24 protein-coding genes and 1 tRNA gene are annotated in these 22,569 nt (G+C 62.0%); 15 read left to right on the plus strand and 10 right to left on the minus strand.

Features of this window, described 5'->3' with window-relative positions:
• Positions 1-298 precede the first annotated feature (298 nt).
• Entirely contained in the window at positions 299-589 is a 291-nt protein-coding gene (locus AT395_RS25740; protein WP_125348194.1) for a hypothetical protein, read from the plus strand.
• Between the two features lie 156 nt (positions 590-745).
• On the opposite strand, the gene AT395_RS20490 is transcribed toward AT395_RS25740, so the two are convergent.
• From AT395_RS20490 to acs, 4 genes are all read right to left on the minus strand, one after another.
• Positions 746-836 (minus strand) — tRNA-Ser (locus AT395_RS20490).
• An 86-nt stretch (positions 837-922) separates the two neighbouring features.
• Positions 923-2,941, minus strand: a complete 2,019-nt coding sequence (locus AT395_RS20495; RefSeq protein ID WP_042114720.1) for a sodium:solute symporter family protein — start codon at positions 2,939-2,941, stop codon at positions 923-925.
• Complete coding sequence (locus tag AT395_RS25390; protein WP_053086359.1) at positions 2,938-3,438, minus strand: DUF4212 domain-containing protein; 501 nt, start codon at positions 3,436-3,438, stop codon at positions 2,938-2,940. Before AT395_RS25390 ends, AT395_RS20495 begins: the two co-directional genes overlap by 4 nt.
• Positions 3,439-3,459: 21 nt before the next feature.
• Positions 3,460-5,442 carry an acetate--CoA ligase gene (gene acs / locus AT395_RS20505; protein WP_042114718.1) on the minus strand — a complete coding sequence of 661 codons (1,983 nt, stop codon included), beginning with the start codon at positions 5,440-5,442 and terminating at the stop codon, positions 3,460-3,462.
• A gap of 341 nt (positions 5,443-5,783) precedes the next feature.
• On the opposite strand from acs, the gene AT395_RS20510 reads away from it, so the two are divergent.
• The 13 genes from AT395_RS20510 (at position 5,784) to hemP (ending at position 16,084) form a co-directional block, all read left to right on the plus strand.
• Entirely contained in the window at positions 5,784-6,668 is an 885-nt protein-coding gene (locus AT395_RS20510) for a DMT family transporter (protein ID WP_053086358.1), read from the plus strand.
• A gap of 184 nt (positions 6,669-6,852) precedes the next feature.
• A complete protein-coding gene (locus AT395_RS20515; protein ID WP_269156181.1) occupies positions 6,853-7,431 on the plus strand; it encodes a TIGR00645 family protein in 579 nt (192 codons plus the stop codon).
• Between the two features lie 15 nt (positions 7,432-7,446).
• Positions 7,447-8,970, plus strand: coding sequence for a fumarate hydratase (locus AT395_RS20520; RefSeq protein WP_042114716.1), 1,524 nt, complete (start codon positions 7,447-7,449; stop codon positions 8,968-8,970).
• Positions 8,971-9,236: 266 nt separating this feature from the next.
• On the plus strand, positions 9,237-9,716 hold the full coding sequence (bfr, locus tag AT395_RS20525; protein ID WP_042114715.1) for a bacterioferritin: 480 nt from the start codon (positions 9,237-9,239) through the stop codon (positions 9,714-9,716).
• A gap of 112 nt (positions 9,717-9,828) precedes the next feature.
• Positions 9,829-10,698, plus strand: coding sequence for a glutamate racemase (gene murI / locus AT395_RS20530; RefSeq protein WP_048628827.1), 870 nt, complete (start codon positions 9,829-9,831; stop codon positions 10,696-10,698).
• A 113-nt stretch (positions 10,699-10,811) separates the two neighbouring features.
• Complete coding sequence (locus AT395_RS20535; protein ID WP_042114713.1) at positions 10,812-11,081, plus strand: (2Fe-2S)-binding protein; 270 nt, start codon at positions 10,812-10,814, stop codon at positions 11,079-11,081.
• Between the two features lie 383 nt (positions 11,082-11,464).
• Positions 11,465-12,172 (plus strand): energy transducer TonB, encoded by a 708-nt coding sequence (locus tag AT395_RS25945; protein WP_048628826.1) that lies wholly within the window; start codon positions 11,465-11,467, stop codon positions 12,170-12,172.
• A gap of 39 nt (positions 12,173-12,211) precedes the next feature.
• The gene (locus AT395_RS20545) at positions 12,212-12,949 is read left to right on the plus strand and encodes a MotA/TolQ/ExbB proton channel family protein (RefSeq protein ID WP_048628825.1); all 738 of its coding nucleotides are present in this window, start codon (positions 12,212-12,214) and stop codon (positions 12,947-12,949) included.
• Positions 12,950-12,976: 27 nt separating this feature from the next.
• The gene (locus AT395_RS20550; protein WP_042114711.1) at positions 12,977-13,402 is read left to right on the plus strand and encodes an ExbD/TolR family protein; all 426 of its coding nucleotides are present in this window, start codon (positions 12,977-12,979) and stop codon (positions 13,400-13,402) included.
• Between the two features lie 239 nt (positions 13,403-13,641).
• Positions 13,642-14,538, plus strand: coding sequence for a pirin family protein (locus AT395_RS20555; protein ID WP_042114709.1), 897 nt, complete (start codon positions 13,642-13,644; stop codon positions 14,536-14,538).
• Between the two features lie 169 nt (positions 14,539-14,707).
• Positions 14,708-15,118: an OsmC family protein gene (locus AT395_RS20560; protein ID WP_042114708.1), complete on the plus strand. Its 411-nt coding sequence runs from the start codon at positions 14,708-14,710 to the stop codon at positions 15,116-15,118.
• A 65-nt stretch (positions 15,119-15,183) separates the two neighbouring features.
• Positions 15,184-15,654 (plus strand): SRPBCC family protein, encoded by a 471-nt coding sequence (locus AT395_RS20565; RefSeq protein ID WP_174554647.1) that lies wholly within the window; start codon positions 15,184-15,186, stop codon positions 15,652-15,654.
• A 178-nt stretch (positions 15,655-15,832) separates the two neighbouring features.
• On the plus strand, positions 15,833-16,084 hold the full coding sequence (gene hemP / locus AT395_RS20570) for a hemin uptake protein HemP (protein WP_072632888.1): 252 nt from the start codon (positions 15,833-15,835) through the stop codon (positions 16,082-16,084).
• Between the two features lie 416 nt (positions 16,085-16,500).
• Here hemP and AT395_RS20575 read toward each other — a convergent pair whose 3' ends face one another.
• The 3 genes from AT395_RS20575 to AT395_RS20585 form a co-directional block, all read right to left on the minus strand.
• The gene (locus tag AT395_RS20575; RefSeq protein ID WP_042114705.1) at positions 16,501-16,908 is read right to left on the minus strand and encodes a GlcG/HbpS family heme-binding protein; all 408 of its coding nucleotides are present in this window, start codon (positions 16,906-16,908) and stop codon (positions 16,501-16,503) included.
• Positions 16,909-17,026: 118 nt separating this feature from the next.
• Positions 17,027-17,815: a YdcF family protein gene (locus AT395_RS20580; RefSeq protein WP_047014183.1), complete on the minus strand. Its 789-nt coding sequence runs from the start codon at positions 17,813-17,815 to the stop codon at positions 17,027-17,029.
• Positions 17,816-18,002: 187 nt separating this feature from the next.
• On the minus strand, positions 18,003-18,491 hold the full coding sequence (locus tag AT395_RS20585; protein ID WP_042114704.1) for a Dps family protein: 489 nt from the start codon (positions 18,489-18,491) through the stop codon (positions 18,003-18,005).
• A gap of 327 nt (positions 18,492-18,818) precedes the next feature.
• On the opposite strand from AT395_RS20585, the gene AT395_RS20590 reads away from it, so the two are divergent.
• Positions 18,819-19,469 carry a thiamine phosphate synthase gene (locus tag AT395_RS20590; RefSeq protein ID WP_048628823.1) on the plus strand — a complete coding sequence of 217 codons (651 nt, stop codon included), beginning with the start codon at positions 18,819-18,821 and terminating at the stop codon, positions 19,467-19,469.
• A 218-nt stretch (positions 19,470-19,687) separates the two neighbouring features.
• On the opposite strand, the gene AT395_RS20595 is transcribed toward AT395_RS20590, so the two are convergent.
• The 3 genes from AT395_RS20595 to AT395_RS20600 all read right to left on the minus strand — a co-directional run bounded on the left by AT395_RS20595 (position 19,688) and on the right by AT395_RS20600 (position 22,449).
• Positions 19,688-21,136 carry a catalase gene (locus tag AT395_RS20595; RefSeq protein WP_042114703.1) on the minus strand — a complete coding sequence of 483 codons (1,449 nt, stop codon included), beginning with the start codon at positions 21,134-21,136 and terminating at the stop codon, positions 19,688-19,690.
• A 46-nt stretch (positions 21,137-21,182) separates the two neighbouring features.
• Entirely contained in the window at positions 21,183-21,326 is a 144-nt protein-coding gene (locus tag AT395_RS25745; RefSeq protein WP_156181597.1) for a hypothetical protein, read from the minus strand.
• A gap of 178 nt (positions 21,327-21,504) precedes the next feature.
• On the minus strand, positions 21,505-22,449 hold the full coding sequence (locus tag AT395_RS20600) for a LysR substrate-binding domain-containing protein (protein WP_048628822.1): 945 nt from the start codon (positions 22,447-22,449) through the stop codon (positions 21,505-21,507).
• Positions 22,450-22,569 lie beyond the last annotated feature (120 nt).

The following is a 22,569-nucleotide window of genomic DNA, read 5'->3' on the forward strand; positions in this document are numbered from 1 at the left end:
TATGAAGCGAATCGGAGGACTGATGTCTACGGCCGGAAAAGTGGCCTACGAATGGTCGTTTTGGGGGTGGGCGGCTCGCGTTGCCGATCCTTGCTCGAAATGGGCTCAGGTATTAGCCGTCGGTGGCACGGCCGCTTGGGCAATATTCACGTTTAACCTTTTCGGCACGTCGACGATTACCCCTACACTCAAAGTTTCGGCGTCAGTGCTGCCATATGACACTGATCATCGATTGCTGGTAGTCCGAGTAAAGCCGGGCAACGTGGGGCGCGTACCGTTAGATATCAGTGATCAACCGATGTCAATTGCCATCAAGGAAATTCCAGCAGGACACGAGACCGGTTACGTCAATCGGGACGATTTGAAGCCACTATACGTCGCTCAAAACATCATTGGTCGATATAAGGGCGGGTATGAGCTTGATCCCGGGGTGGAGTTCGATGAGGTTGAGCCGTTCGTTGTCCCGGCCGGTAGAACCTATGTCGTCGAAGCAACGCTATCCCTCGACGAGGGCACTGACATTAGGACGCCAGAGGTAGTCTACGTACCAGCCGTCGAGATAACGACTGCTGCATCGGGTAAATCCTAGAGGCAATATCCCGAGCCGCGATCTAATGAATGCCGCATACCATCGGTTAGACCCCATTGCCTATTCGCGGCGCCGCTAGGCCTCCCGGAATAGTAAACATCCGCCCTATAGTAAAACGCGAAAGGGCTCCCTTGCGGGGAGCCCTTTAAACATCTGTGGCGGAGAGAGGGGGATTCGAACCCCCGATAGGCTATTAACCTATACACGCTTTCCAGGCGTGCGACTTAAACCGCTCATCCATCTCTCCTGAAGAGTCGCGCATTATAGCAGGTCGGCAGCAACATCCCATACCCTTTCGTGCCACCCTCGCAAAATTTCTTCTCCGCCCCGTCACTACGGACGCCTCAAATGGTCCACCAGATGCCGGTCCCGCGCGCTCGGGCGGCCACCCAGCAAGCTGAACGCAATGGCCACCGCAAACCCCACCGGTACCCCGAAGGCCCCCGCTGAAATCGGATCCACCCCCCACCAGCGCGCCCCCGCAAATCCGGTCAGCCTCGTGAAGAACGGATACGTCGTCATGATGTAGTACACACACACCAACAACCCGCTCACCATCCCCGCCGTCGCCCCCAGCCGCGTCGTACGCTTCCAGAACACCCCCAACACCAAGGCCGGGAACAAACACGACGCCGCCAACGAAAACGCCGCGCCCACCAAAAATAATATATTCCCCAGCTTCAACGACGTGACATACGACGCAAACATCGCCACACACAACAACAAGATCTTCGACGTCGTCACCCGCTTCTGACTCGACGCATTCCTGTCCACCATGTGGAAATAAACGTCGTGCGACAGCGCATTCGCTATCGTCAACAATAACCCGTCCGCCGTCGACAATACCGCCGCCAACGCCCCCGCCGCCACCAATCCCGAAATGACGTACGGCAACCCCGCGATTTCTGGCCCAGCCAACACCAGCATGTCCGGCTGCATCCATATCTCGCCCCACTGCACCACCCCGTCACGATATACGTCCGAGATGTCCAGTTGCACCGGCGTCGCATGCCGCCACTGTGTCACCCACCCCGGCAGATTCTCGTAACGCGCGCCCACCAGATGCAACAACACGTCGTACTTCAGCATCACCGCCAACGCCGGCGCACTCACGTACAACAACGCGACGAAAAACAACGTCCACCCCACCGAACTGCGCGCCCCCTGCACCGTCGCCGTCGTGCCATACCGCGTCAGAATGTGCGGCAAACTCGCCGTGCCGATCATCAGGCACACCATCAGCAACAGAAAGTTCAACCGCTGTGCACTGCGCGTCGTATCGTCCCGCGCCGGGAACGGCTCTGTCATCGCGTGCGGCGGCTCGCTGCGCTCCACGTACTGATTACGCATCTCAAGCCACTGGTTCTGCGCCTCCCCAACGTCGCGCGGGAAGGCATCAAGCTTCGTCTCGAGCACCTTCACGTCACGCAGCGGCCCATTCCGTCGCTTCGTATCCAACAACTGCCGCTCCAGCTCCGCACGCTCGCTGTAAAAGCTGTCAGGTAATCCGTCCAGACGGCGCTGCATTTGCTCAGCCTGCTCGCGATAGTAGTCGCGCACCTCCCGCTCCGGCACCGACTGCTGAATTTCTCGCTCCAGCGCCTCAACCTTCGCCAATGCCTTGCCGTACGAAAATTGCGGAAACCACCCGTTGCCCGTCTGATGGCCAATCATGGCCGTCGGCACCAGAAAGGCCGTAATCATGATGATGTACTGCGCCACCTGCGTCCAAGTCACTGCGCGCATACCGCCGAGGAACGAACAAACGAGAATGCCAGCCAACCCGAAGAAAATACCGATGGTGAACTCGACACCGATGAAGCGCGACGCGATCAGACCCACGCCCTGAATCTGCGCCACGAGATAGACGAACGAACACAGAATCGTAGAGAAGACACCCAGTGCGCGCACCAGATTGCTGTCATATCGCGTGCCAAGAAAGTCCGGTACCGTGTAGCGCCCCATCTTGCGCAAATACGGCGCGAGCAGGAACGCTACCAGACAATACCCCCCCGTCCATCCCATGACGTACGCAAGGCCGTCGTAACCCGACACGTAGAGCGATCCCGCCAACCCCATGAACGACGCCGCACTCATCCAGTCCGCCGCACACGCCATACCGTTGAACATCGGTGGCACGCGTCGTCCCGCAACGTAGTATTCGGTCGCGTCCGATGTCCGCGAAATCAAACCGATCACGGCATAGACGGCAATCGTCACAAACAGGAACGCATAACCGATCCACACGCCCGGGCCGTTGACCCGCTCCAGCAGACCAATCATCAGCACGAACGCGAGAAAACCCGCCGTGTAATACAGGTAGTAACGCAGCAATCTGCGCGTGAAACTCATCGGGAAGCGGGCGCCGACGTGGCGCGAGAGGATGGACGTAGTGACGTCGCAGGCGCCGCGTCGCGGCTCAATGCCGCACCGTCAGGGCCAAGACTGTTGCGACGGGCATCGCGCAACTCATGCAACTCCCGCTGGTAGCGCGCGTCGTTGCGACGCTGCAACCATACGTAGATGACGATCAGGCCGATATCGATCAGGATCGCCCCCTGCGCCCCCATGTAAAACGGTAGCGGCCACCCGGCAAATCGCAGCGACGCCCATTCGCGCGCCCAGAACTGCGGCACGAACGTCACCACGAAGCCGATCACCATGAGTACCGCCACCAGTCCCAGCGTACGTCGCCAATGACGCGACGCAATGGCCGCCGCCGCCCCATGCCAATCGACATCGAGCGGCACACCGCCGCAAGCCAGGTCCGACGGCGACCCGGCGATGTTCACGCCGACGCTCACCGTCTCAGGCGCGCCGGCCGCGCCGGTCTGCGAGCGATTTGCCATAGCAGGCCGGGAGCCGCGCGCTTATTGCGCTTGCTTGAGCTGCTCCAGAATCGCCGGATTCTCAAGCGTGGACGTGTCCTGCGTAATTTCCTCGCCCTTCGCGATCACACGCAGCAAACGGCGCATGATCTTGCCAGAGCGAGTCTTCGGCAGGTTGTCCCCGAAACGAATGTCCTTCGGCTTGGCGATCGGCCCGATTTCCTTGCCCACCCAATTGCGCAGCTCGAGCGCCAGTTGCTTGGCCTCATCCCCCGTGGGACGCGACCGCTTGAGTACCACGAACGCGACGATGGCCTCGCCCGTCGTGTCGTCCGGACGCCCCACCACCGCAGCCTCCGCCACGATCGGGTTCGCCACCAGCGCCGACTCGATTTCCATCGTGCCCATGCGGTGCCCCGAGACGTTCAGCACGTCGTCGATACGCCCCATGATCGTGAAATAGCCGGTCTTGGCGTCGCGAATCGAACCGTCGCCCGCCAGGTAGATCTTGCCGCCCAGCTCCGACGGAAAGTAGCTGGTCTTGTAACGCTCCGGGTCTCCCCAGATCGTACGGATCATCGCCGGCCAAGGACGCTTGATCACCAGCATGCCACCCTGACCGTTCGGCACGTCCTGCCCCGTCTCGTCGACAATCGCCACCGCAATGCCCGGCAACCCCAGCGTGCACGACCCCGGCACCAACGGCGTGGCGCCCGGCAACGGCGTAATGATGTGTCCGCCCGTCTCGGTCTGCCACCAGGTGTCGACGATGGGACAACGCGCGCCGCCAACGTTCTCGTAGTACCACATCCACGCTTCCGGGTTGATCGGCTCACCCACCGACCCGAGAATGCGCAGCGACGACAGATCGTACTTTTTCGGATGCACCTCAGGCGTCTGCTCGGCCGCCTTGATGAGCGAACGGATTGCCGTCGGTGCGGTATAGAACACCGTCACTTTGTGGCGGCCGATCATCTCCCAGAAACGGCCCGCGTTCGGATACGTCGGCACGCCTTCGAATACGACTTGCGTTGCCCCCACGGCCAACGGCCCATAGGCAATGTAGGTGTGGCCGGTGATCCAGCCAATGTCGGCCGTGCACCAGAAGACGTCGTCCGGCTTGATGTCGAACGTCCACTGCATGGTGAGCGACGCCCACAGCAGATAGCCGCCGGTGCTGTGCTGCACCCCCTTCGGCTTGCCCGTCGAGCCCGACGTATAGAGAATGAAAAGCGGGTGCTCCGCGCCAACCCATTCAGGTTCGCATTGGTCCGACTGGCTGGCGACAAGGTCTTGCAATACTTCGTCGCGGCCCGCCTGCATCGTCACATTGCCGCCGGTGCGGCGATAGACGATGACGGACTTCACGTGATCGCAACCGCCCATCGCGAGCGCTTCGTCGACGATGGCCTTCAACGGCAGCGCCTTGCCGCCGCGCATCTGCTCGTCGGCCGTGACGATGGCAACCGCCCCCGCATCGATCACGCGCTCATTGAGCGATTTGGCCGAGAAGCCGCCGAACACGACCGAGTGCGTCGCACCGATACGGGCGCACGCCTGCATGGCGACCACACCTTCGATCGACATCGGCATGTAGATGACCACGCGGTCACCTTTCTTCACGCCCTTGGCCTTGAGCGCGTTCGCAAAGCGGTTCACGCGCGCCAGCAAATCGCGATAGGTGACGGGGGTAACGGTACCGTCGTCGGCTTCGAAAAGAATGGCGGGCTTGTCGCCCAGACCCGCCTCGATCTGACGATCCAGGCAGTTATAGGAAGCATTGATCTGACCATCTTCGAACCACGTATAGAACGGGGCGTTGGTCTCGTCGAGGACTTTGGTGAACGGCTTGTGCCAGGCCAGATTCTCACGCGCCTTGCGCGCCCAGAATCCCTCGTAATCCTTCTCGGCCTCGGCGCACAGCGCCTCATAGGCGGGCATGCCGGAGATGTTCGCTTTGGCGACCAGCGCCTGCGGCGGCGCGAAAATGCGCTGCTCCTGCAATACCGATTCAATTGCTGCCATGAGTTGTCCCCTCTTATGGATATGCAAAAACGATTGCAATCAAGCCAAAACAAATCGCTAACGCCACATTAAGACGAGCGACTTACTAACGCCTTACACTGGTGCACGCAAGTTCCATGTTCCACGTGCGGGACTCACGCAGACGCGTCACCGCATTGCAGCCGACTGTGGCGTATTCGCTACAATCCTACCCGTATCAACCCTGTCTCGCCACCCCGGACTCGCCCGGAGCGCCCGTGAATTCGACATCTTCGCCTCAACCGTCTGCTGATACTCCCTCCGCGCCCCCGGCCATCGATCGCGTATTCGCCCGCTTTCCAAGCTTCGCGCTGGCGTTGGCAATGACGTTTGTCGGGATCAATGTCGGTATCGGCAAAACCATGGTCGCGGTCATGCCTGTCGCAGCGTTCGCCCTGTGGCGCTTCGTGATCGCCGTCATCGCCCTCGCGCCGCGCTACCGCCCGTCGGCCATGCGACGTGTCACGCGCGCCCAGTGGGGGCACCTCTTTCTGCAAACGTTCTTCGGCACGTTCCTCTTCACCCTGCTCATGCTCTCGGGCGTTCGGATGACGACGGCCACGGCGGCCGGGGTCATTACCGCCACCCTGCCCGCATGCGTGGCACTGCTGTCATGGGCGGTGCTGCGCGAACACCCGTCGCGGCGCACGATGGTCAGCGTCGGCCTGGCGATTGCCGGTGTCGCCCTGCTGAACCTCTCGCGCGGGGACGCCCATGGTGTCAGCGGCGCCGATACCGGCAACGCGTGGCTCGGCAACGCCCTCGTGCTCGGCGCCGTGGTCTGCGAAGGTATCTATGTGATCGTCTCGAAACGGCTCGCAGCAGAACTCTCCGCCATCGATATCTGCGCCTATACGCACCTGATCGGCGGTGTGCTGATGCTGCCGCTCGGCGTGGTCGGCCTCATGGCCGTGGATTACGCGGCGCTTACGCCCGGCCACTGGGCGCTCATCATCTGGTATGGCCTCGCCGCCAGCGTGTTCTCGTTCTTCCTGTGGATGCGCGGCATTCGGCACGTCAGCGCACAACTGGCCGGGGTGTTCACCGCGATGGTGCCCGTGGCCGCCACGGCGTACGGCGTGATCTTTCTGGACGAAAGGCTGACGCTCGCTCAAGGCGCTGCGCTGGCCCTGACGGTCGCCGGCATCGTGCTCGCGTCACTGCCGTGCGCCGGTATGCGCAAGACGCTATTGCCGGCCCGGGACTGAATCGGACGCGGCGCCCCGGGCAAGACGTTGTAAAATGCCCGCCATGCCGATTTTGCGACGCTCAATCCGGAACGTACCTGCGGTAAGCCCGTCGCCCGGTGGTTTCGCATTTGCGTTGCGTATTTGATAACTACAGCCTGTGGCCTACACCGCAGGCCAATGTCTCCACTCCGTCAAAATAGCCATGTCGACGACTCCCGGCCGCCCGTCAGACGCGCCGCTGCGCCCCTTGCCCCGTGTGATTTTCTTCAGCCGCTGGCTCCAATTGCCGCTGTATCTGGGGCTGATCGCCGCGCAAGGCGTGTACGTCTACAAGTTTCTGGTCGAACTCTGGCACCTGATCTCGCACGCAACGACGTTCGACGAAACGCAGATCATGCTCGTCGTGCTCGGCCTGATCGACGTGGTGATGATCTCGAACCTGCTCATCATGGTGATCATCGGCGGCTATGAGACCTTCGTCTCCCGGCTCGGGGTGGAAGGTCATCCGGACGAACCGGAATGGCTCGATCACGTGAACGCCGGGGTGCTCAAGGTGAAGCTGTCGATGGCGCTCATCAGCATCTCGTCGATCCATCTGCTCAAGACATTTATCGACGCGGCTCAGCAAACGCCGCACACGATCATGTGGCAAGTGATCATTCACTGTGCCTTCCTGCTTTCCGCCGTGGTCATGGCTGTCGTCAACAAGATGACGAACGAGAGCCACGCCCCGGCGTACGCAACCCCGCAGCACGTCATTACAAATACCAGTCCCCACTAAGTCGAGAGCCGTTTCATGTCTACCGTCATTAAAGAAGACGACGTCATTCAGAGCGTCGCCGGTGCCCTGCAGTACATCAGCTACTACCATCCGGACGATTACATCCAGGCACTGGGCCGTGCCTATGAGGCCGAGCAAAGCCCCGCTGCGAAGGACGCCATTGCGCAGATCCTGACCAACAGCCGCATGTGCGCCGAAGGCCGCCGTCCGCTGTGCCAGGACACCGGTATCGTGACCGTGTTCGTGAAGGTCGGCATGAACGTGCGCTGGGACGCCAAGCGCAGCCTCACCGACATGATCAACGAAGGCGTGCGTCAGGCTTACATGCACCCGGACAACGTGCTGCGCGCCTCGATCGTGGCGCCGCCCGAAGCCGGCCGCAAGAACACGAAAGACAACACGCCCGCCGTCATCCACTACGAAATCGTGGAAGGCGACAAGGTCGACATCACGGTTGCAGCCAAGGGCGGCGGCTCGGAAAACAAGTCGAAGTTCGTGATGCTCAACCCGTCCGACTCGATCGTCGACTGGGTCGTGAAGACAGTGCCGACGATGGGCGCCGGCTGGTGCCCGCCGGGCATGCTCGGCATCGGTATCGGCGGCACGGCGGAAAAAGCGATGGTGCTCGCCAAGGAATCGCTCATGGACCCGATCGATATCCATGACGTGATCAAGCGCGGCCCGCAGAACTGGAACGAAGAGCTGCGTATCGAGCTGTTCGAAAAGGTCAATGCACTGGGCATCGGCGCCCAGGGTCTCGGCGGTCTGGCCACGGTGCTCGACGTGAAGATCCTCGACTATCCGACGCACGCGGCATCCAAGCCGGTCGCCATGATCCCGAACTGTGCGGCAACGCGTCACGCGCACTTCACGCTGGACGGCTCGGGCCCGTCGTTCCTCGCCGCACCGTCGCTCGACGCCTGGCCGAACGTGCACTGGGCACCGAACACCGAGACGAGCAAGCGCGTCGATCTGGACACGCTCACGCCGGAAGAGGTCGCCAGCTGGAAGCCGGGGCAGACCCTGCTGCTCTCGGGCAAGATGCTCACCGGTCGCGACGCCGCCCACAAGCGCATCGCCGACATGATCGGCCGCGGCGAGCCGCTGCCGGTCGACTTCAAGGGCCGTGCGATTTACTACGTCGGCCCGGTCGATCCGGTGCGTGACGAAGTCGTCGGCCCGGCCGGTCCGACCACGTCCACCCGCATGGACAAGTTCACCGACATGATGCTGTCGAAGACGGGCCTCTCGGTCATGATCGGCAAGTCGGAGCGCGGCCCGGCCGCCATTGAAGCCATCAAGAAGCACAAGGCTGCGTATCTGATGGCTGTCGGCGGCGCCGCATATCTCGTCTCCAAGGCGATTCGTGCCGCCCGCGTGCTGGCGTTCGACGACCTCGGCATGGAAGCGATCTACGAGTTCGACGTCAAGGATATGCCCGTGACCGTGGCCGTCGATTCGACCGGCGTGTCGGTGCACCAGACCGGCCCGAAGGAATGGCAAGCCAAGATCGGCAAGATTCCGGTCGCGGCCGAATAAGCTGGCTCATCCGGTTGGCATAGCGGGCTGTACGAGCCCCCGAAGGGGGTTCGTCAGCCGCCCAAGAAAGCCCGGCATCGTCCGGGCTTTTTTTTCGTCTTCGCGCCGCGGCTCCGAACCACGGCGATGTCGCATTTCACAGCGCGAATGGATCGTATTTCCATTCGCACCTCGGTTCACGAAAAGCCTTGCGGGGCTTGGCTTTCCGGGCTTTTCAGGCTACTCTTCAACCGCTTGCAATTCGCATGAAAAAACAGGGATCCGAAATGAAAGGCGATAAGAAAGTCCTCGAACTCCTCAACGCACAGCTCACCAACGAGCTGACGGCGATCAACCAGTACTTTCTGCACGCCCGGATGTACAAGCATTGGGGCCTGGACAAACTCGGCAAGCACGAATACGACGAGTCCATCGGCGAAATGAAGCACGCCGACAAGCTGATCGAACGCATATTCATGCTCGACGGCCTGCCCAACCTGCAGGATCTTCACAAGCTGCTCATCGGCGAGAACACCGAAGAAATCCTGAACTGCGATCTGAAGCTCGAATACCTCTCGCAAAAAACCTGCAAGGAAGGTGTCGCGCACTGCGAAAGCGTGAAGGACTATGTGTCGCGTGAGATTTTCAACGAGATTCTGCATGACACGGAAGAACACATCGACTGGCTCGAAACGCAGATCGAACTGATCGGCAAGGTCGGTCTCCAGAACTACCAGCAGTCGGGCATGGCGTCGTTCGAAGAATAAGCTCGTCACACCCCACAAGACACATAACAGGCGCTGCGCCGGGCCAGTATCGGCCGGCGAGGTTTGCGCTAAAATTTCGGGGCCGGCATTTGCCGGCCCTTTTTCATTTGCCATGCCCTCCAACGCGCCGATTGGCGTCTTCGATTCCGGCCTCGGTGGCCTGTCGGTCCTTCAGGCCGTACGCGCTCTGCTCCCTCACGAGTCGCTGCTCTACGTAGCCGACTCGCGCTTCGCGCCGTATGGCGAACGCCCGGATACGTTCATCGAACAACGCAGCGTGGCGATAGGCCGATGGTTGCGCGAGCGTGGCGCCAAGGCGCTCGTTGTCGCCTGCAATACCGCGACGGCACATGGTGTAGCCGCGTTGCGCGCCGACGCGACGTGGCCGGTCATCGGTGTCGAGCCCGGCATCAAGCCTGCCGCAGCGTTATCGCGCAGCGGTGTAATCGGTGTGCTCGCCACGGCGGCCACGTTGCGTAGCGCCCGATTCGCGGATCTGCTGGCGCGCCACACCGCTCAGGGGCAGCGTTTCCTTTGCCAGCCGGGTCATGGGCTCGTGGAATGCATCGAAGCCGGCGATATCGACTCCCCCCAAGTCATGGCGTTACTCGACCGGTTCATCGGTCCGATGGTGGCACAAGGGGCCGACACGCTCGTGCTCGGCTGCACCCACTACCCGTTCCTGATCCCCGCCATCGAGCGGCGCTTCGGCACCGCCCTCACCCTCGTCGATACCGGTGCCGCCATCGCCCGCCAGCTTCAGCGGCGTCTTGAAACCGATGGGCTGGATGCCTCCGCGCAGGCAGAGGGACATGGCGACCTTCAGTTGATGACGACCGCCAACGCAAATGCCCTGCAAACGATGGCTGATCGACTCCTGCCCAACGCTCCACGCGTACAAACGATCGACATTGCCGAGATCGCGCCGCATCGCCCGGCCTGTCTGGATCTGCCGCCAGACCTTCCCATCATTCCCGCGTAAGACGCCCGACGTATACCCCTGTGCGGACTATGGAATAGGTCGATGGTGCTTGCAAAACGTCAGCACTTAAATAATAATTATTCTCATTAGTGTTACATTTTGACGTTTTCACCATGATCGTCTGTGTCTGCAAATCCGTCTCCGAGCGCCAGATCAAGGCTTGTCTCGACGCTGGCGCCTCCACGATGGAAGATCTTCAGATCGACCTCGGCGTCGCGCTGTGCTGCGGCAAATGCGGGCCGTACGTTCAGGAAATGGTCGCGGGCGCCACGCCGTGCTGCGGCCGCTCGTGCGGTGGTTGCTGCCAATCGGGGCACTCGTCGCAAGTCGAGACCGCGACCGAAGCGGTGGTCATGACGCGCGAACTCGCCCTGGCCGCCTAATCGCCGCCAGCGCGTGTGGCGAAGCACAGCTTTCGCCTCGTATTACCCGTTTCGATTTCATTACCGTGACCCCAGCGCTTTCGGGGCACGGTAGTTACGGAGCCAGCCAGGCGTCTAGCGGCGTCATGCGCCAGCCAGCGATTCGTCACCCTGGAGGTGTCAGATGGAACTCCTGATTGGCTTTGTTTCCACGTTATGCTTGTCGTTTTTCCTGTTTCGAAGGTGAGTTCAAGCACGGTTTCCAACTCCCTGCGTTCGCCGACCGCGCCCCTTGGCGCGGTTTTCCTTTGATCGTACGTCCGGCCATCCCGAACGCCGAGGTTTCGCACACCGCGCTTCACTCACCGTTCACCGCCGCAATTTAGCGTACCCTAGCCGTTATCATGTCGACCGCCGTGCCCCCATCTGGCCTTGCGCTCACGCAGATCCGAGATCCGCTGACGTCGCCGCGCGCCATCGCGATCGCGGCAGCGATCGTCGTCCTCCACATTGCCGCTCTGGTCGGTTTGTCGCACCTGCGCAACGACCCCGAGAAGGCAACGATCGAACCGACGACATTTACCGCCACGATCATTCCGCTCACGCCCGCGCCGACGCCGCCGCAACCCGCGCCGCCCAAACCGCAGCCGGAGCCGCCGAAGCCGAAGGTCGCCCCGCCGCCGCCCAAGCCACGCGAGCAGCCGAAGAACGCCATCACGCAAAAGGCCGAACCGGTCGCACCTCCGCAGCAGCAGCAAGTCGAACCGGTGCAAAACGCCGCGCCGACGCCACCCGCACCACCGGCGCCGGTCCCCGCCCCGGCACCGTCGGGGCCGATCGAAGGACTCGCCGTCAAATGCGAAGAGCCACGCGTGGTCTATCCTACGCAATCACGTCGCGTAGGCGAGGAAGGTACCGTCACGTTGCGTCTCGTGATCGACACCCGCGGGGTCGTTTCGAGCGCCAATGTCGTCAAGTCGAGCGGCTTTCCCCGTCTCGATCAGGCCGCCCGCACCGCCGCATTGGCGATGCGCTGTGCGCCCCCGATGCAAAACGGCCGGGCGGTGGAAGCCGCAGCGACCAAACCGTTTAATTTCAATCTGAACGATTAACGTCACGATTTACGAACTGGATCTCCCGAGGAACGCAAAATGCAAGAGTATGGTTTGAGCCACGTCTGGGCGCAGGGCGATTTCGTCACCCGTGCTATCGCGATCGTGTTGTTGGTGATGTCGGTGCTGTCCTGGACGGTCATCATCATCAAGGGCACGCAAGTCTTCCGCCTGAGCCGCCTCACGCGCACCGCCGAGCCGGACTTCTGGCACTCGGAGAACTTCTCGGCCGGTTTGCAGAAGCTGGGCGAATCGGGTCAGAACAACCCGTTCCTCGCGCTGGCGCTCGCGGGTCAGGACGCCGCAGAACATCACCGCCAAAGCCAGCCGCATCTGCACGACAAGATGGACGTGAGCGACTGGATCACGCGTGCACTGAAGAACTCGGTGGACGACACGGTTTCGCGTCTGCAAAGCGGCCTGGCCATGCTCGCGTCGATCGGCTCGACTTCGCCGTTCGTCGGCCTGTTCGGCACGGTGTGGGGTATCTATCACGCCCTGCTGGCTATCGGTGCTTCGGGTCAGACGACTATCGACAAGGTGGCCGGCCCCGTGGGCGAGGCGCTCATCATGACCGCCTTCGGTCTGTTCGTCGCCATCCCGGCCGTGCTCGGCTTCAACGCTCTGACGCGTGCCAACAAGGGCATTGTCTCGAAGCTGAACCGCTTCGCGCACAGCCTGCACGGTTACTTCCTGACCGGCGCCAGCCTGCACTCGACGCAGTTCGCGACCAACGTTACGCCGGTGCGCAAGTCCACCCCGGCCAGCGCCAGCTAAGCGGCCGCGCAAGAGAAGGAGTTCGCTATGGCTATGGGTTCATACAGCAGCGACGACGGTGCCGATGACGCCATGATGAGCGAGATCAACATGACGCCGCTCGTCGACGTCATGCTGGTGTTGCTGATCATTTTCATCGTGACGCTGCCGGTGCTCAATCACGCAGTCAAGCTCGACTTGCCGCAGGCGAGCAGCCAGCCCGAAGACACCAAGCCGGCCAAGGTCGATCTGTCGATTCAGGCCGACGGCACGGTCTTCTGGGACAAGCAGCCCATCGACGACGCCACGCTCAAGGCGCGCCTGGCGCAGGCCGCAGAGGCGCAGCCGCAACCGGAGCTGCATCTGTTCGCCGACAAGAACGTGCGTTACGAGAGCGTGGCCAGGGTGCTCTCGGAAGCGCAGACGGCAGGCGTGACCAAACTCGGCTTCGTGACCGAGCCGGAGACCAAGTAAGCCCGGTCGAGTCACGTCTCGCCGAAGGAAAAGCGCGGTGCTCGTCATCGCGCTTTTTTTCGTCCATAGGATTCGGGAACATTGCGCATGATCTGCGTTTTTCCTGCCATTGTTCCAAATGGGTAACAATCCTTCCTGTGTTACGGGCTACTCCGAGTGCCGTGTGCCCCGATATAGTCTGGGCATGACATTGGACGCAAGACGCCGTCTCGGCGCCCGTCCCCACAGGAGATTCCCCCATGAGCACTCCCCACGCCCGCCCGGTCGCCCGTGTCTTCACGGCGGCCCAAACGCAGGAAGGCGCTGGCTTCTACGTCAATCGACCGTTCCCGACCCGCATGCTGGCGGACTTCGATCCGTTCCTGCTGCTCGACGAGATGGGCCCGATGCAAGTTGCCCCCGGCAACGCCAAGGGCGCACCCGATCACCCGCATCGCGGCTTCGAAACCGTGACGTATCTGCTCGCCGGCGAGATGGAGCACCGCGACTCGCAGGGCCATGCAGGCAAGCTCACCCCCGGCGACGTGCAGTGGATGACGGCAGGCGCCGGTGTGATTCACTCCGAGATGCCTTCGCAAGCGTTCCAGCAGCGTGGCGGCGAGATGCACGGCTTCCAGCTTTGGGTGAACCTGCCGCGCACGGACAAGATGATGACGCCGCGTTATCAGGAACTGCCTGCCGCGGGCATTCCGAGCGCAACCAGCGACGACGGCAAGGTCTCGGTGCGCGTGATCGCAGGCGAGGCGCTCGGCACGCGCGCCGCCATCGAAACACGCACTCCGATCCTGTACCAGCACTTCACGTTGCAACCGCAAGCCTTGCTCGAGCACGCGGTGCCTGCGGATTTCAACGTGTTTGCCTACGTGATCGACGGCGAAGGACATTTCGGTGCCGACGCCTCGCTGGCCAGAGCGCATCAAATGGTCGTCTTCGGTCATGAGGGCGAAGGCATCACGGTGCGAAACGATAGCGACAAGCCGCTCTCGTTCCTGCTGATCGGTGGCAAGCCGCTGGGCGAGCCGGTAGCCCGGTACGGCCCGTTCGTCATGAATACGGAAGGCGAGATCCGTCAGGCAATTCTCGACTTCCAGGCCGGCCGCATGGGACGCATTCCCGCCTCGGGCGCTACTTCGTGAATCGGTACCGGCGGAAAGAGGAAGCGCTCCGCCAGTAGCCCTCGCACCGGCCCGGCGAAATTGGGTCACAATGGCACCTAGAGTGCGTTGTGGCCCGATAATTTCGCCGGGCCGTTTTTGTCATCACTCGACATCTCATTACGTGCATTGCGCCCCTACAGGAGCTGCCATGGCCGCAGACGCGATTGTCACTGCCCATTTGGGCGCCGCAGGTTTCACCACCCATCTCTCGGACGGCAAGCACGAATGGAGCGCCGACGAGCCCGCAACGCTCGGCGGCGCCGATCTCGGGCCTGCCCCGGCGGCGTTGCTGCTGTCCAGCCTCGGCGCTTGCACGTCGATTACGTTGCAGATGTACGCGCGCCGCAAAGAATGGCCGCTCAAGGACGTAAAGGTGACGCTGGCGATGAATCCGGAAGGGAAGCCCCCCGCCGGAACAACGCAGATCACGCGCAAAATCGAACTCGCAGGTGATTTGTCGGAAGTGCAACGTCAGCGCCTATTGGAAATTGCCAATGCGTGCCCAATTCACAAGGTGTTATCTGGCACCATTGCCATCGACAGTACATTGGTCGAGTAATATCCGGCGCGTTGCCGGCATGTCGCAACGGCAAGCCGGCAGCCATCGATTGAAGGGGAATTTTCTTGCAGTACGAACACCTGATCGAGGTCAACGACCTCCTGAATCCTCTGGCCTTCGCGCTGACGCGCGATCAACTCTGGCGTGGCCTCATGCTGCGCGCCGAGCAGCCGGAATCTTTCGTGCTGGGACTCGACAAGTGCATCGTGCACGAGCGCACCGAAAATACGCTCACTCGTGAGCTGCGTTTTGGTGAAGCCGTCGTGCATGACCGGGTCGTCTTCACCGCCCCCGAGTCGGTTCGCTATGAAACGGCGGCGACCGAGCAGCATGCGGGCGGCACCCTTACGATGCAAATCGAAGAGCCGGCACCCACGCACTACTTCGTGCGCTTCACCTACAGCACGACGCTGCCGGAAGATGCTGCCACCGCCGACACGCGCTACAGCGAGTTTGTGAAGTCCGCGTATCGCGAGGCAGACATCGACACGATCGGTCAGATCCGGGCGCTTGCCGAGCAAGGCGCGCTGGGCTGAACGGCCGCTGTCGCGCCGACACAGAGGATTCGCCGGACGACGCCATACGCCGTCCGGCGAACGCATCCAGCGCAGTATGCTTTAGCAAAAACTATCTTCAAATAATTCACAATAGTCAAATTCAAATACAAATGGGAATGATTCTCATTTAATATTCATCTCACAGTCAGCCACACGGATGAGCGAGATGACCGCAAGCCACACCACTGCCCGCCAGACCCAGCCCGCTACGGCGCCGCGCCGCACCTTGTCGGTGTCGCGTACGCAAGTGGCCAGCGCGGCGGCAGACAAGCTGGCCAGCCATGCCACAGGTCGCGTGCTGACCAGCGATCACCTGCTGCAAGGCACGCAGTGCGTGAATATTCTGCACAACGGGCAGACGTACCAATTGCGCGCCACACGTTACGGCAAGTTGATCCTGACGAAATGAAACACTGAAGTCATCACGAATTTTGGCGGCGGCATGACCACGACCTTGCCGCCGCCTTCACCGAGTTTTGTGGGGACCACCTCGCCTAAGAGGTGTTTGGCAGTAGCCAGCGAACGCAACGCGATCCCATGTAGTTACGGCAAGCCCCTCTCTACCTGCGTTGCGCGCCAGCCAAGCCACTTTTTTGTCCATCCACTCGGGTTTCATTGATGTTCTCCTCGTGGCCCACCCTGCCAAGCCTCAGGTGGGGCCATCCGGCCTGACAAGCCTTTGACCCGTCCTCCCGGACGGGTTTTTCTTTTGGCGCACAAAAAAAATCGCCGACTTTCGTCGGCGATGTTTTGTCTTTACCGTGGCGGGCAACGCGCTGGGCGCGTACCGGCCCCGTCGATCCGCAGATCAGTGGATCGTTGGGGTTAGCCGCCGGTCACGGCCGCAATGCCCGCACGCGCGATCTGCGCGTCTTGCGCCGACTTCACGCCGGACACGCCCACCGCGCCAATGACGTTGCCGTCGATCACGATAGGCACACCACCCTCGAGCATCGCCGTATTCGGCGCGCTCAGAAAGGCAAAACGCCCGCCATTGATCATCTCTTCGAACGCACCGCTTTCGCGACGGCCAACGGCCGAGGTCTGCGCTTTGCCCAGCGACATCATGGCGGTGCTCGGCGCGGCGCCGTCCATACGATGCAGCGACAGGGCGTGACCACCGTCGTCGACGATCGTGATGCAAACGTTCCAGCCGTTGGCGGTAGCTTCGGCCACGGCGGCGGCGTTGATCTTCTGCACGTCTTCAACGCTCAGGACTGCTTTCGTCTTCATACGTCTCTCTCGTTTTAGGGTTGGCAAATCAGGGAGCCGCCGCTACGCAGGGCTCCGGACAATCCATCTTCTGCCTACGATGCCGGTGCTTCGTGACATTTCGCGGAGACCACGCGGATCAATGCCCCACCGCCAGGCCCATCCATTCGCGCAACGCCTGATGCGTGGTGCGCAGGCCACCGACGGTCGGCCACCAGCCCGGCATGATGTCCGCCTCGAACGCATTCGCGTTGCAGCACGGTGCGGGTACCACCGTGAGCCCGGCACGTTCGAACTGATCGCGGGCCCGGCGCATATGCCATGTGCTCGTGACCAGATAGATGCGCGTTACGCCGGAGTTCGTCAGCATATGCGCGCTAAAAGCGGCGTTTTGCGCCGTGTTCAATGATTGTGCCTCGATCCAGCGGACCGGAACACCGAATTCGTCCGTGGAGATCTGCGCCATCACTCGCGCCTCGACGGCTTCGCCAGTCGGACTGCCCCCGGAGACGAGCACCGGCAACTGCGCGCGGCGCGCGAGGAACGCACCGTAGCGCACGCGTGCAAGCGTGCTGTCATTCGCGTCTGCCCCATTCGGGCGACCGTACTCCGGCGCGTGACGGGTCGACCCACCGCCGAGAATCACCACGGCCTGCGGCAGCTTCGCCGCCGCGCCCGGTGTCTGGCGCGCTGCGTCGAGCGCATTGAGATCGACCGGGGTTCCGCGCTCTAGCGGATGGGCCAGTTGCCGGCCGAACCAGGGCATCGCCTGCACCCAGAGCGCCAGCGCGGCGACCACCGCCAAGGTCTTCCCCAGGCGGGGCCAGCGGCGCCAGATAACGAGCGCAAGCGCTGCGATCACCAGCACGTTGACCGGTGGCAGAAACAGACTGACGAGGAGGGTTCGGGCGAGCCAATCGAAGGGCATCCGGCGAGTGTACTGGACTGCACCGTCGAGTGCACCCTTTCTCTATGACCTTTCTCGCGTGATAGGGGGATGCGATGCGCCCGCGTGAGTCAAACCGGTCGCATCGACACGGCAACGACCGGAGCAACGCCAACAAAAACGCCCGTGCAAACACACGGGCGTGACAACAGAGAGAGGCTCCCGGCGCTCAGGCCAGCAAGCTGCGCAGCATCCACGCGTTCTTTTCGTGCAGTTGCATACGCTGCGTGAGCAGGTCGGCGGTCGGTTCATCCGCAGCGGCGTCGACGATCGGGAAGATACCGCGCGCAGTGCGCGTGACGGCTTCCTGCCCTTCGACCAGCTGACGGATCATTTCTTCTGCGGCCGGCACACCTTCCGCTTCGGGAATCGACGAGAGCTTGGCGAACTCCTTGTAGGTGCCCGGCGCCGGGTAGCCCAGCGCACGAATACGCTCGGCAATCTGGTCGACGGCCAGCGCCAGTTCGTTGTACTGACCTTCGAACATCAGATGCAGCGTGTTGAACATCGGGCCGGTGACGTTCCAATGAAAGTTGTGCGTCTTCAGGTACAGCGTGTAGGTATCGGCCAGCAGATGGCTCAATCCTTCGACAATACGCTTGCGATCCTTGTCGCTGATGCCGATGTTCACGCTGGCCACGTTGTTTTTCTTTGCCATGATGTTGACTCCGTTTGCTATGGCGTCCCCTTCGTCCATCGGGGACACACTGTCATGAAAATGCGGGCCGATGTACAAGCCCCCCAAGTTCGGGGTCTGACGTCCGGCTGGACTCGCCCGAGCGTATCGCGGTCATGTGACGATACGGGACACATGCCAATGTGACGCCCCCAGCCCACCGTTGTTCCTCATGCCCCCGTCTCCGTACTTTCCTCGAGACGTTCGCCCGGGCATTCCGGTTACACTGCGCCCATACCTGCTACAGCGGACGCTGCAAATTCCGCCAACCGCCTGTCGATGCCCACTCATCCCGCCGGAACATCACGCGTGAGCGCCCTCGCCCACGACGCGTCGTCCCCCGCTCACCTCGCCTTGCCGCGCCAGCTGCTGGTCACGCCCGACGTCGCATCGCGCACGCAGATCGCCACGTTCGCGTCGCAGTTGGCGCAGGCGCTCGCGCGCGGCACTCGTCTCGTACAGCTTCGCAATCGATCCCTCGATGCCGACGGCTATCGTGCCTTGGCGGAGAGTGCGCTGGCGTTGACGCATGCCGCCGGGGCGCAACTGATCCTCAATCCGCCGCACGACGTTGCGGATTTGTGGCTCGACGCGACGAACCGCATGCATGCCGACACCGTACCGCAGGCGGATGGCTGGCATCTGACCAGCGCACGGCTCATGGCCAGTCACGCGCGCCCTGCGAACTGGAAACTGGTGAGTGCCGCCTGTCACGACGCGGCACAACTCGCCCATGCCACTCATCTCGGGCTCGACTTCGTGACGCTGTCGCCGGTGCTCGCCACAGCAACGCATCCCGACGCGTTGCCGCTCGGCTGGCCTGCGTTCACCGCGCTCGCTACGCAAACCTCGCTGCCGGTCTTCGCCCTCGGTGGCATGCGAGCGGACATGTTGACCAGTGCCCGACATGCCGGAGCCTATGGCATTGCGGCGATACGCGCCTTCTGGCCGACCGCCTGACGTACCCCGCATCTCGTCTTCCGTCCTCCGCCCTTCGAATGCCGCACCGCCCCCGTGACTCGGCGCTCGCCGCTCGCCGCTCACCGCGATCCGCATGCCCTCGCGGCAACGCGGGTACGGGGACGATCTGAGCCGCCCCCGCCGACACTGTTGGCACCGCAGGCACCGCCGAGCGACGTTGCACCCACCTCGCTCAGCCGCAATACGACACCTGCCCGTTACTTCGCCAAGGCTCTGCGCGCTGTGATCACCCCTTGCGCGTACGCCGGGTCGATCTTGGCGAAGTGACCGATCTGGCGCTCGGCCACATCGTCGGGCACGCCCTGCATCGCGGCGGCGATATTGCCGAACAGACGCGACTTCTGCGCATCGTCGAACAGATTGAACAACGCGCGCGGCTGCGAATAGTAGTCGTCGTCTTCGCGATGGTCGAAGCGATCTGCCACAGTGCCGACCGCTTGCGGCGGCTCGCGGAACTCCGGCTGCTCGGCAAACGCCCCGTAGCGATTCGGTTCGTAGTTCGGCGTGCCGCCCAGATTGCCGTCTACGCGCATCGCGCCGTCACGATGGAAGCTGTTGTGGAACGGGCACTTCGGCGCATTGACCGGAATCGCGTTGTGGTTCACGCCAAGCCGATAGCGCTGCGTGTCGCCATACGAGAACAAACGCCCCTGCAACATGCGATCCGGCGAGAAGCCGATGCCTGGCACCACGTTGGCCGGATTGAACGCCGCTTGCTCGACCTCGGCAAAGTAGTTCTCCGGGTTGCGGTTCAGCTCCAGCACGCCCACGTCGATCAGCGGGTAATCCGCGTGAGGCCACACTTTCGTCAGATCGAACGGATTGATGCGATAGGTCGCGGCGTCTGCCTCGGGCATCACTTGCACCTGCATACGCCAGCGCGGGAAATCGCCGGCCTCGATCGACGCGAACAAATCGCGCTGCGCGCTCTCTCGATCACCCGCCACGACCTCCGCCGCCTGCGCGTTCGTCAGGTTCTCGACGCCCTGCATCGACTTGAAGTGGAATTTCACCCAGAAGCGCTCATTCGCAGCATTAATGAAGCTGAACGTGTGCGAGCCGAAGCCGTGCTGCTGACGATAGTTCGCCGGCAAGCCGCGATCGCTCATCAGAATCGTCACCTGATGAAGCGACTCGGGGTGACGCGACCAGAAGTCCCATGCGGCCGTCGGGTTACGCAGGTTGGTCTTCGGATCGCGTTTCTGCGTGTGAATGAAATCGGGAAACTTGAGCGGATCGCGCACGAAGAACACCGGTGTGTTGTTGCCCACGAGATCCCAGTTACCCTCGTCCGTGTAGAACTTGATGGCAAAGCCTCGCACGTCGCGCTCGGCGTCGGCCGCACCGCGCTCGCCCGCCACCGTCGAGAAACGCAGAAACACCGGCGTTTCCTTACCGACCGCCTCGAATACGCGAGCGCGGCTGAACTTCGTAATATCGTGCGTGATAGTGAGCTTGCCGAACGCGCCCGAACCCTTCGCGTGAACACGACGCTCCGGAATCACCTCGCGATCGAAGTGCGCGAGCTTCTCGAGGAACCACACGTCTTGCAGCAACGCCGGGCCCCGGGGACCCGCCGTCATCGTGTTCTGGTTATCGGGCACCGGTGCACCGGCGGCTGTGGTGAGTTTTTTCGTTTCTGACATGTGACGCTCTCCTGTTTCCTGTCCTGATCGGGCAACCTCGCGAGACTCAAGCGCTCATGAGCGCGAAGTCGGCGAGCATGTGTTCCAGCGTGGTTTCGATGTCGTGCAAATAGGCCTTCAGTTGGGTCATCGTCGGCACCTCGAATGCGTCTTGCTGCGGGGCAGCGGTCGGCGTCTGGCGAACCGGCATCTCTCGGCGCGGCCGGCTTCAAACGCGTGCCTCAAGATTAATTATTTTTATTAAAACGGTCGAATTAATCGTTTTTATATATTCAATAGCCAAAAGCAATACGCCGCGGCGCAAGGCAGCGGCGTATGGCTTATCAGGGAATCGCGGGGCGGAGTCGCCCCGGTGGGTCAGCCAGGCGTCAGTTCGATGTCGCGGGCAGGTCGAGCGGGATCACGCCGGGCAGATGGCAGCGGGCAATGGCCTGCGCCACCGCTTCGATGGCCGGCAGACGCGTGAAACTCTTGCGCCACGCGAGCACGACGCGGCGGTCAGGCACTGGTGCAGAGAACGGCACATAGCGCAGCAAGCTGTCGGGGGCCTGCGTCTCGGGCACCGACGTCTTCGGCAGCACGGTGATGCCGACACCGCTCGCGACCATATGGCGAATCGTCTCGAGCGAAGAGCCTTCGAACGTCTTCTGAATGCCGTCGGCGTTTTGCGAGAAGCGCATCAACTCCGGACACACACCGAGCACATGATCGCGGAAGCAATGTCCGCTGCCGAGAAGCAGCATCGTCTCCTGCTTGAGGTCGCTGGCGTCGATCTGCGTACGCTCGGCCCACGGGTGCGAGCGCGGCAGCGCCACCACGAACGGCTCGTCGTAGAGCGGACGCACCATCAGACCGCTCTCGGGGAACGGCAGCGCCATGATCGCCGCGTCGATCTCGCCTTGCTTGAGCAATTCGATGAGCTTGAGCGTGTAGTTCTCTTGCAGCATCAACGGCATCTGCGCCGTGGTCTCGATCATCTCTTTGACGAGTGAGGGCAGCAGATACGGCCCGATCGTGTAGATCACGCCCAGCCGCAGCGGTCCGGCGAGCGGATCGCGACCCTGCTTGGCAATTTCCTTGATGGCGATGGTCTGCTCGAGCACACGCTGCGCCTGCGCAACGATCTGCTCGCCGAGGGGCGTCACGCTCACTTCTGCCGCGCCACGCTCGAAAATCTGTACGTTCAGCTCGTCTTCGAGCTTTTTGATGGCCACCGAGAGCGTCGGCTGGCTGACGAAACAGGCTTCCGCCGCGCGACCGAAATGGCGTTCACGCGCCACCGCCACGATGTACTTGAGTTCCGTGAGGGTCATGTCGTCCTAACCTGTGTAAATTAATCGAAGTCCAGCAATCGATAGATTTTGTTTTTTATAGCACAATCGGGCGGCAATTGCCCATTTTCGGGCGACGCGCTATCCCGAATAGACGCCATA

It is taken from the genome of Pandoraea apista, from assembly GCF_001465595.2.
GTDB lineage: Bacteria > Pseudomonadota > Gammaproteobacteria > Burkholderiales > Burkholderiaceae > Pandoraea > Pandoraea apista.

Bases quoted from the DNA above. Each gene is read 5' to 3' on its own strand.
- AT395_RS25740 (WP_125348194.1), top strand. From the start codon at position 299: ATGTCAATTGCCATCAAGGAAATTCCAGCAGGACACGAGACCGGTTAC.
- AT395_RS20495 (WP_042114720.1), bottom strand. From the start codon at position 2,941: ATGAGTTTCACGCGCAGATTGCTGCGTTACTACCTGTATTACACGGCG.
- AT395_RS25390 (WP_053086359.1), bottom strand. From the start codon at position 3,438: ATGGCAAATCGCTCGCAGACCGGCGCGGCCGGCGCGCCTGAGACGGTG.
- acs (WP_042114718.1), bottom strand. From the start codon at position 5,442: ATGGCAGCAATTGAATCGGTATTGCAGGAGCAGCGCATTTTCGCGCCG.
- AT395_RS20510 (WP_053086358.1), top strand. From the start codon at position 5,784: ATGACGTTTGTCGGGATCAATGTCGGTATCGGCAAAACCATGGTCGCG.
- AT395_RS20515 (WP_269156181.1), top strand. From the start codon at position 6,853: ATGTCGACGACTCCCGGCCGCCCGTCAGACGCGCCGCTGCGCCCCTTG.
- AT395_RS20520 (WP_042114716.1), top strand. From the start codon at position 7,447: ATGTCTACCGTCATTAAAGAAGACGACGTCATTCAGAGCGTCGCCGGT.
- bfr (WP_042114715.1), top strand. From the start codon at position 9,237: ATGAAAGGCGATAAGAAAGTCCTCGAACTCCTCAACGCACAGCTCACC.
- murI (WP_048628827.1), top strand. From the start codon at position 9,829: ATGCCCTCCAACGCGCCGATTGGCGTCTTCGATTCCGGCCTCGGTGGC.
- AT395_RS20535 (WP_042114713.1), top strand. From the start codon at position 10,812: ATGATCGTCTGTGTCTGCAAATCCGTCTCCGAGCGCCAGATCAAGGCT.
- AT395_RS25945 (WP_048628826.1), top strand. From the start codon at position 11,465: ATGTCGACCGCCGTGCCCCCATCTGGCCTTGCGCTCACGCAGATCCGA.
- AT395_RS20545 (WP_048628825.1), top strand. From the start codon at position 12,212: ATGCAAGAGTATGGTTTGAGCCACGTCTGGGCGCAGGGCGATTTCGTC.
- AT395_RS20550 (WP_042114711.1), top strand. From the start codon at position 12,977: ATGGCTATGGGTTCATACAGCAGCGACGACGGTGCCGATGACGCCATG.
- AT395_RS20555 (WP_042114709.1), top strand. From the start codon at position 13,642: ATGAGCACTCCCCACGCCCGCCCGGTCGCCCGTGTCTTCACGGCGGCC.
- AT395_RS20560 (WP_042114708.1), top strand. From the start codon at position 14,708: ATGGCCGCAGACGCGATTGTCACTGCCCATTTGGGCGCCGCAGGTTTC.
- hemP (WP_072632888.1), top strand. From the start codon at position 15,833: ATGAGCGAGATGACCGCAAGCCACACCACTGCCCGCCAGACCCAGCCC.
- AT395_RS20575 (WP_042114705.1), bottom strand. From the start codon at position 16,908: ATGAAGACGAAAGCAGTCCTGAGCGTTGAAGACGTGCAGAAGATCAAC.
- AT395_RS20580 (WP_047014183.1), bottom strand. From the start codon at position 17,815: ATGCCCTTCGATTGGCTCGCCCGAACCCTCCTCGTCAGTCTGTTTCTG.
- AT395_RS20585 (WP_042114704.1), bottom strand. From the start codon at position 18,491: ATGGCAAAGAAAAACAACGTGGCCAGCGTGAACATCGGCATCAGCGAC.
- AT395_RS20595 (WP_042114703.1), bottom strand. From the start codon at position 21,136: ATGTCAGAAACGAAAAAACTCACCACAGCCGCCGGTGCACCGGTGCCC.
- AT395_RS25745 (WP_156181597.1), bottom strand. From the start codon at position 21,326: ATGCCGGTTCGCCAGACGCCGACCGCTGCCCCGCAGCAAGACGCATTC.
- AT395_RS20600 (WP_048628822.1), bottom strand. From the start codon at position 22,449: ATGACCCTCACGGAACTCAAGTACATCGTGGCGGTGGCGCGTGAACGC.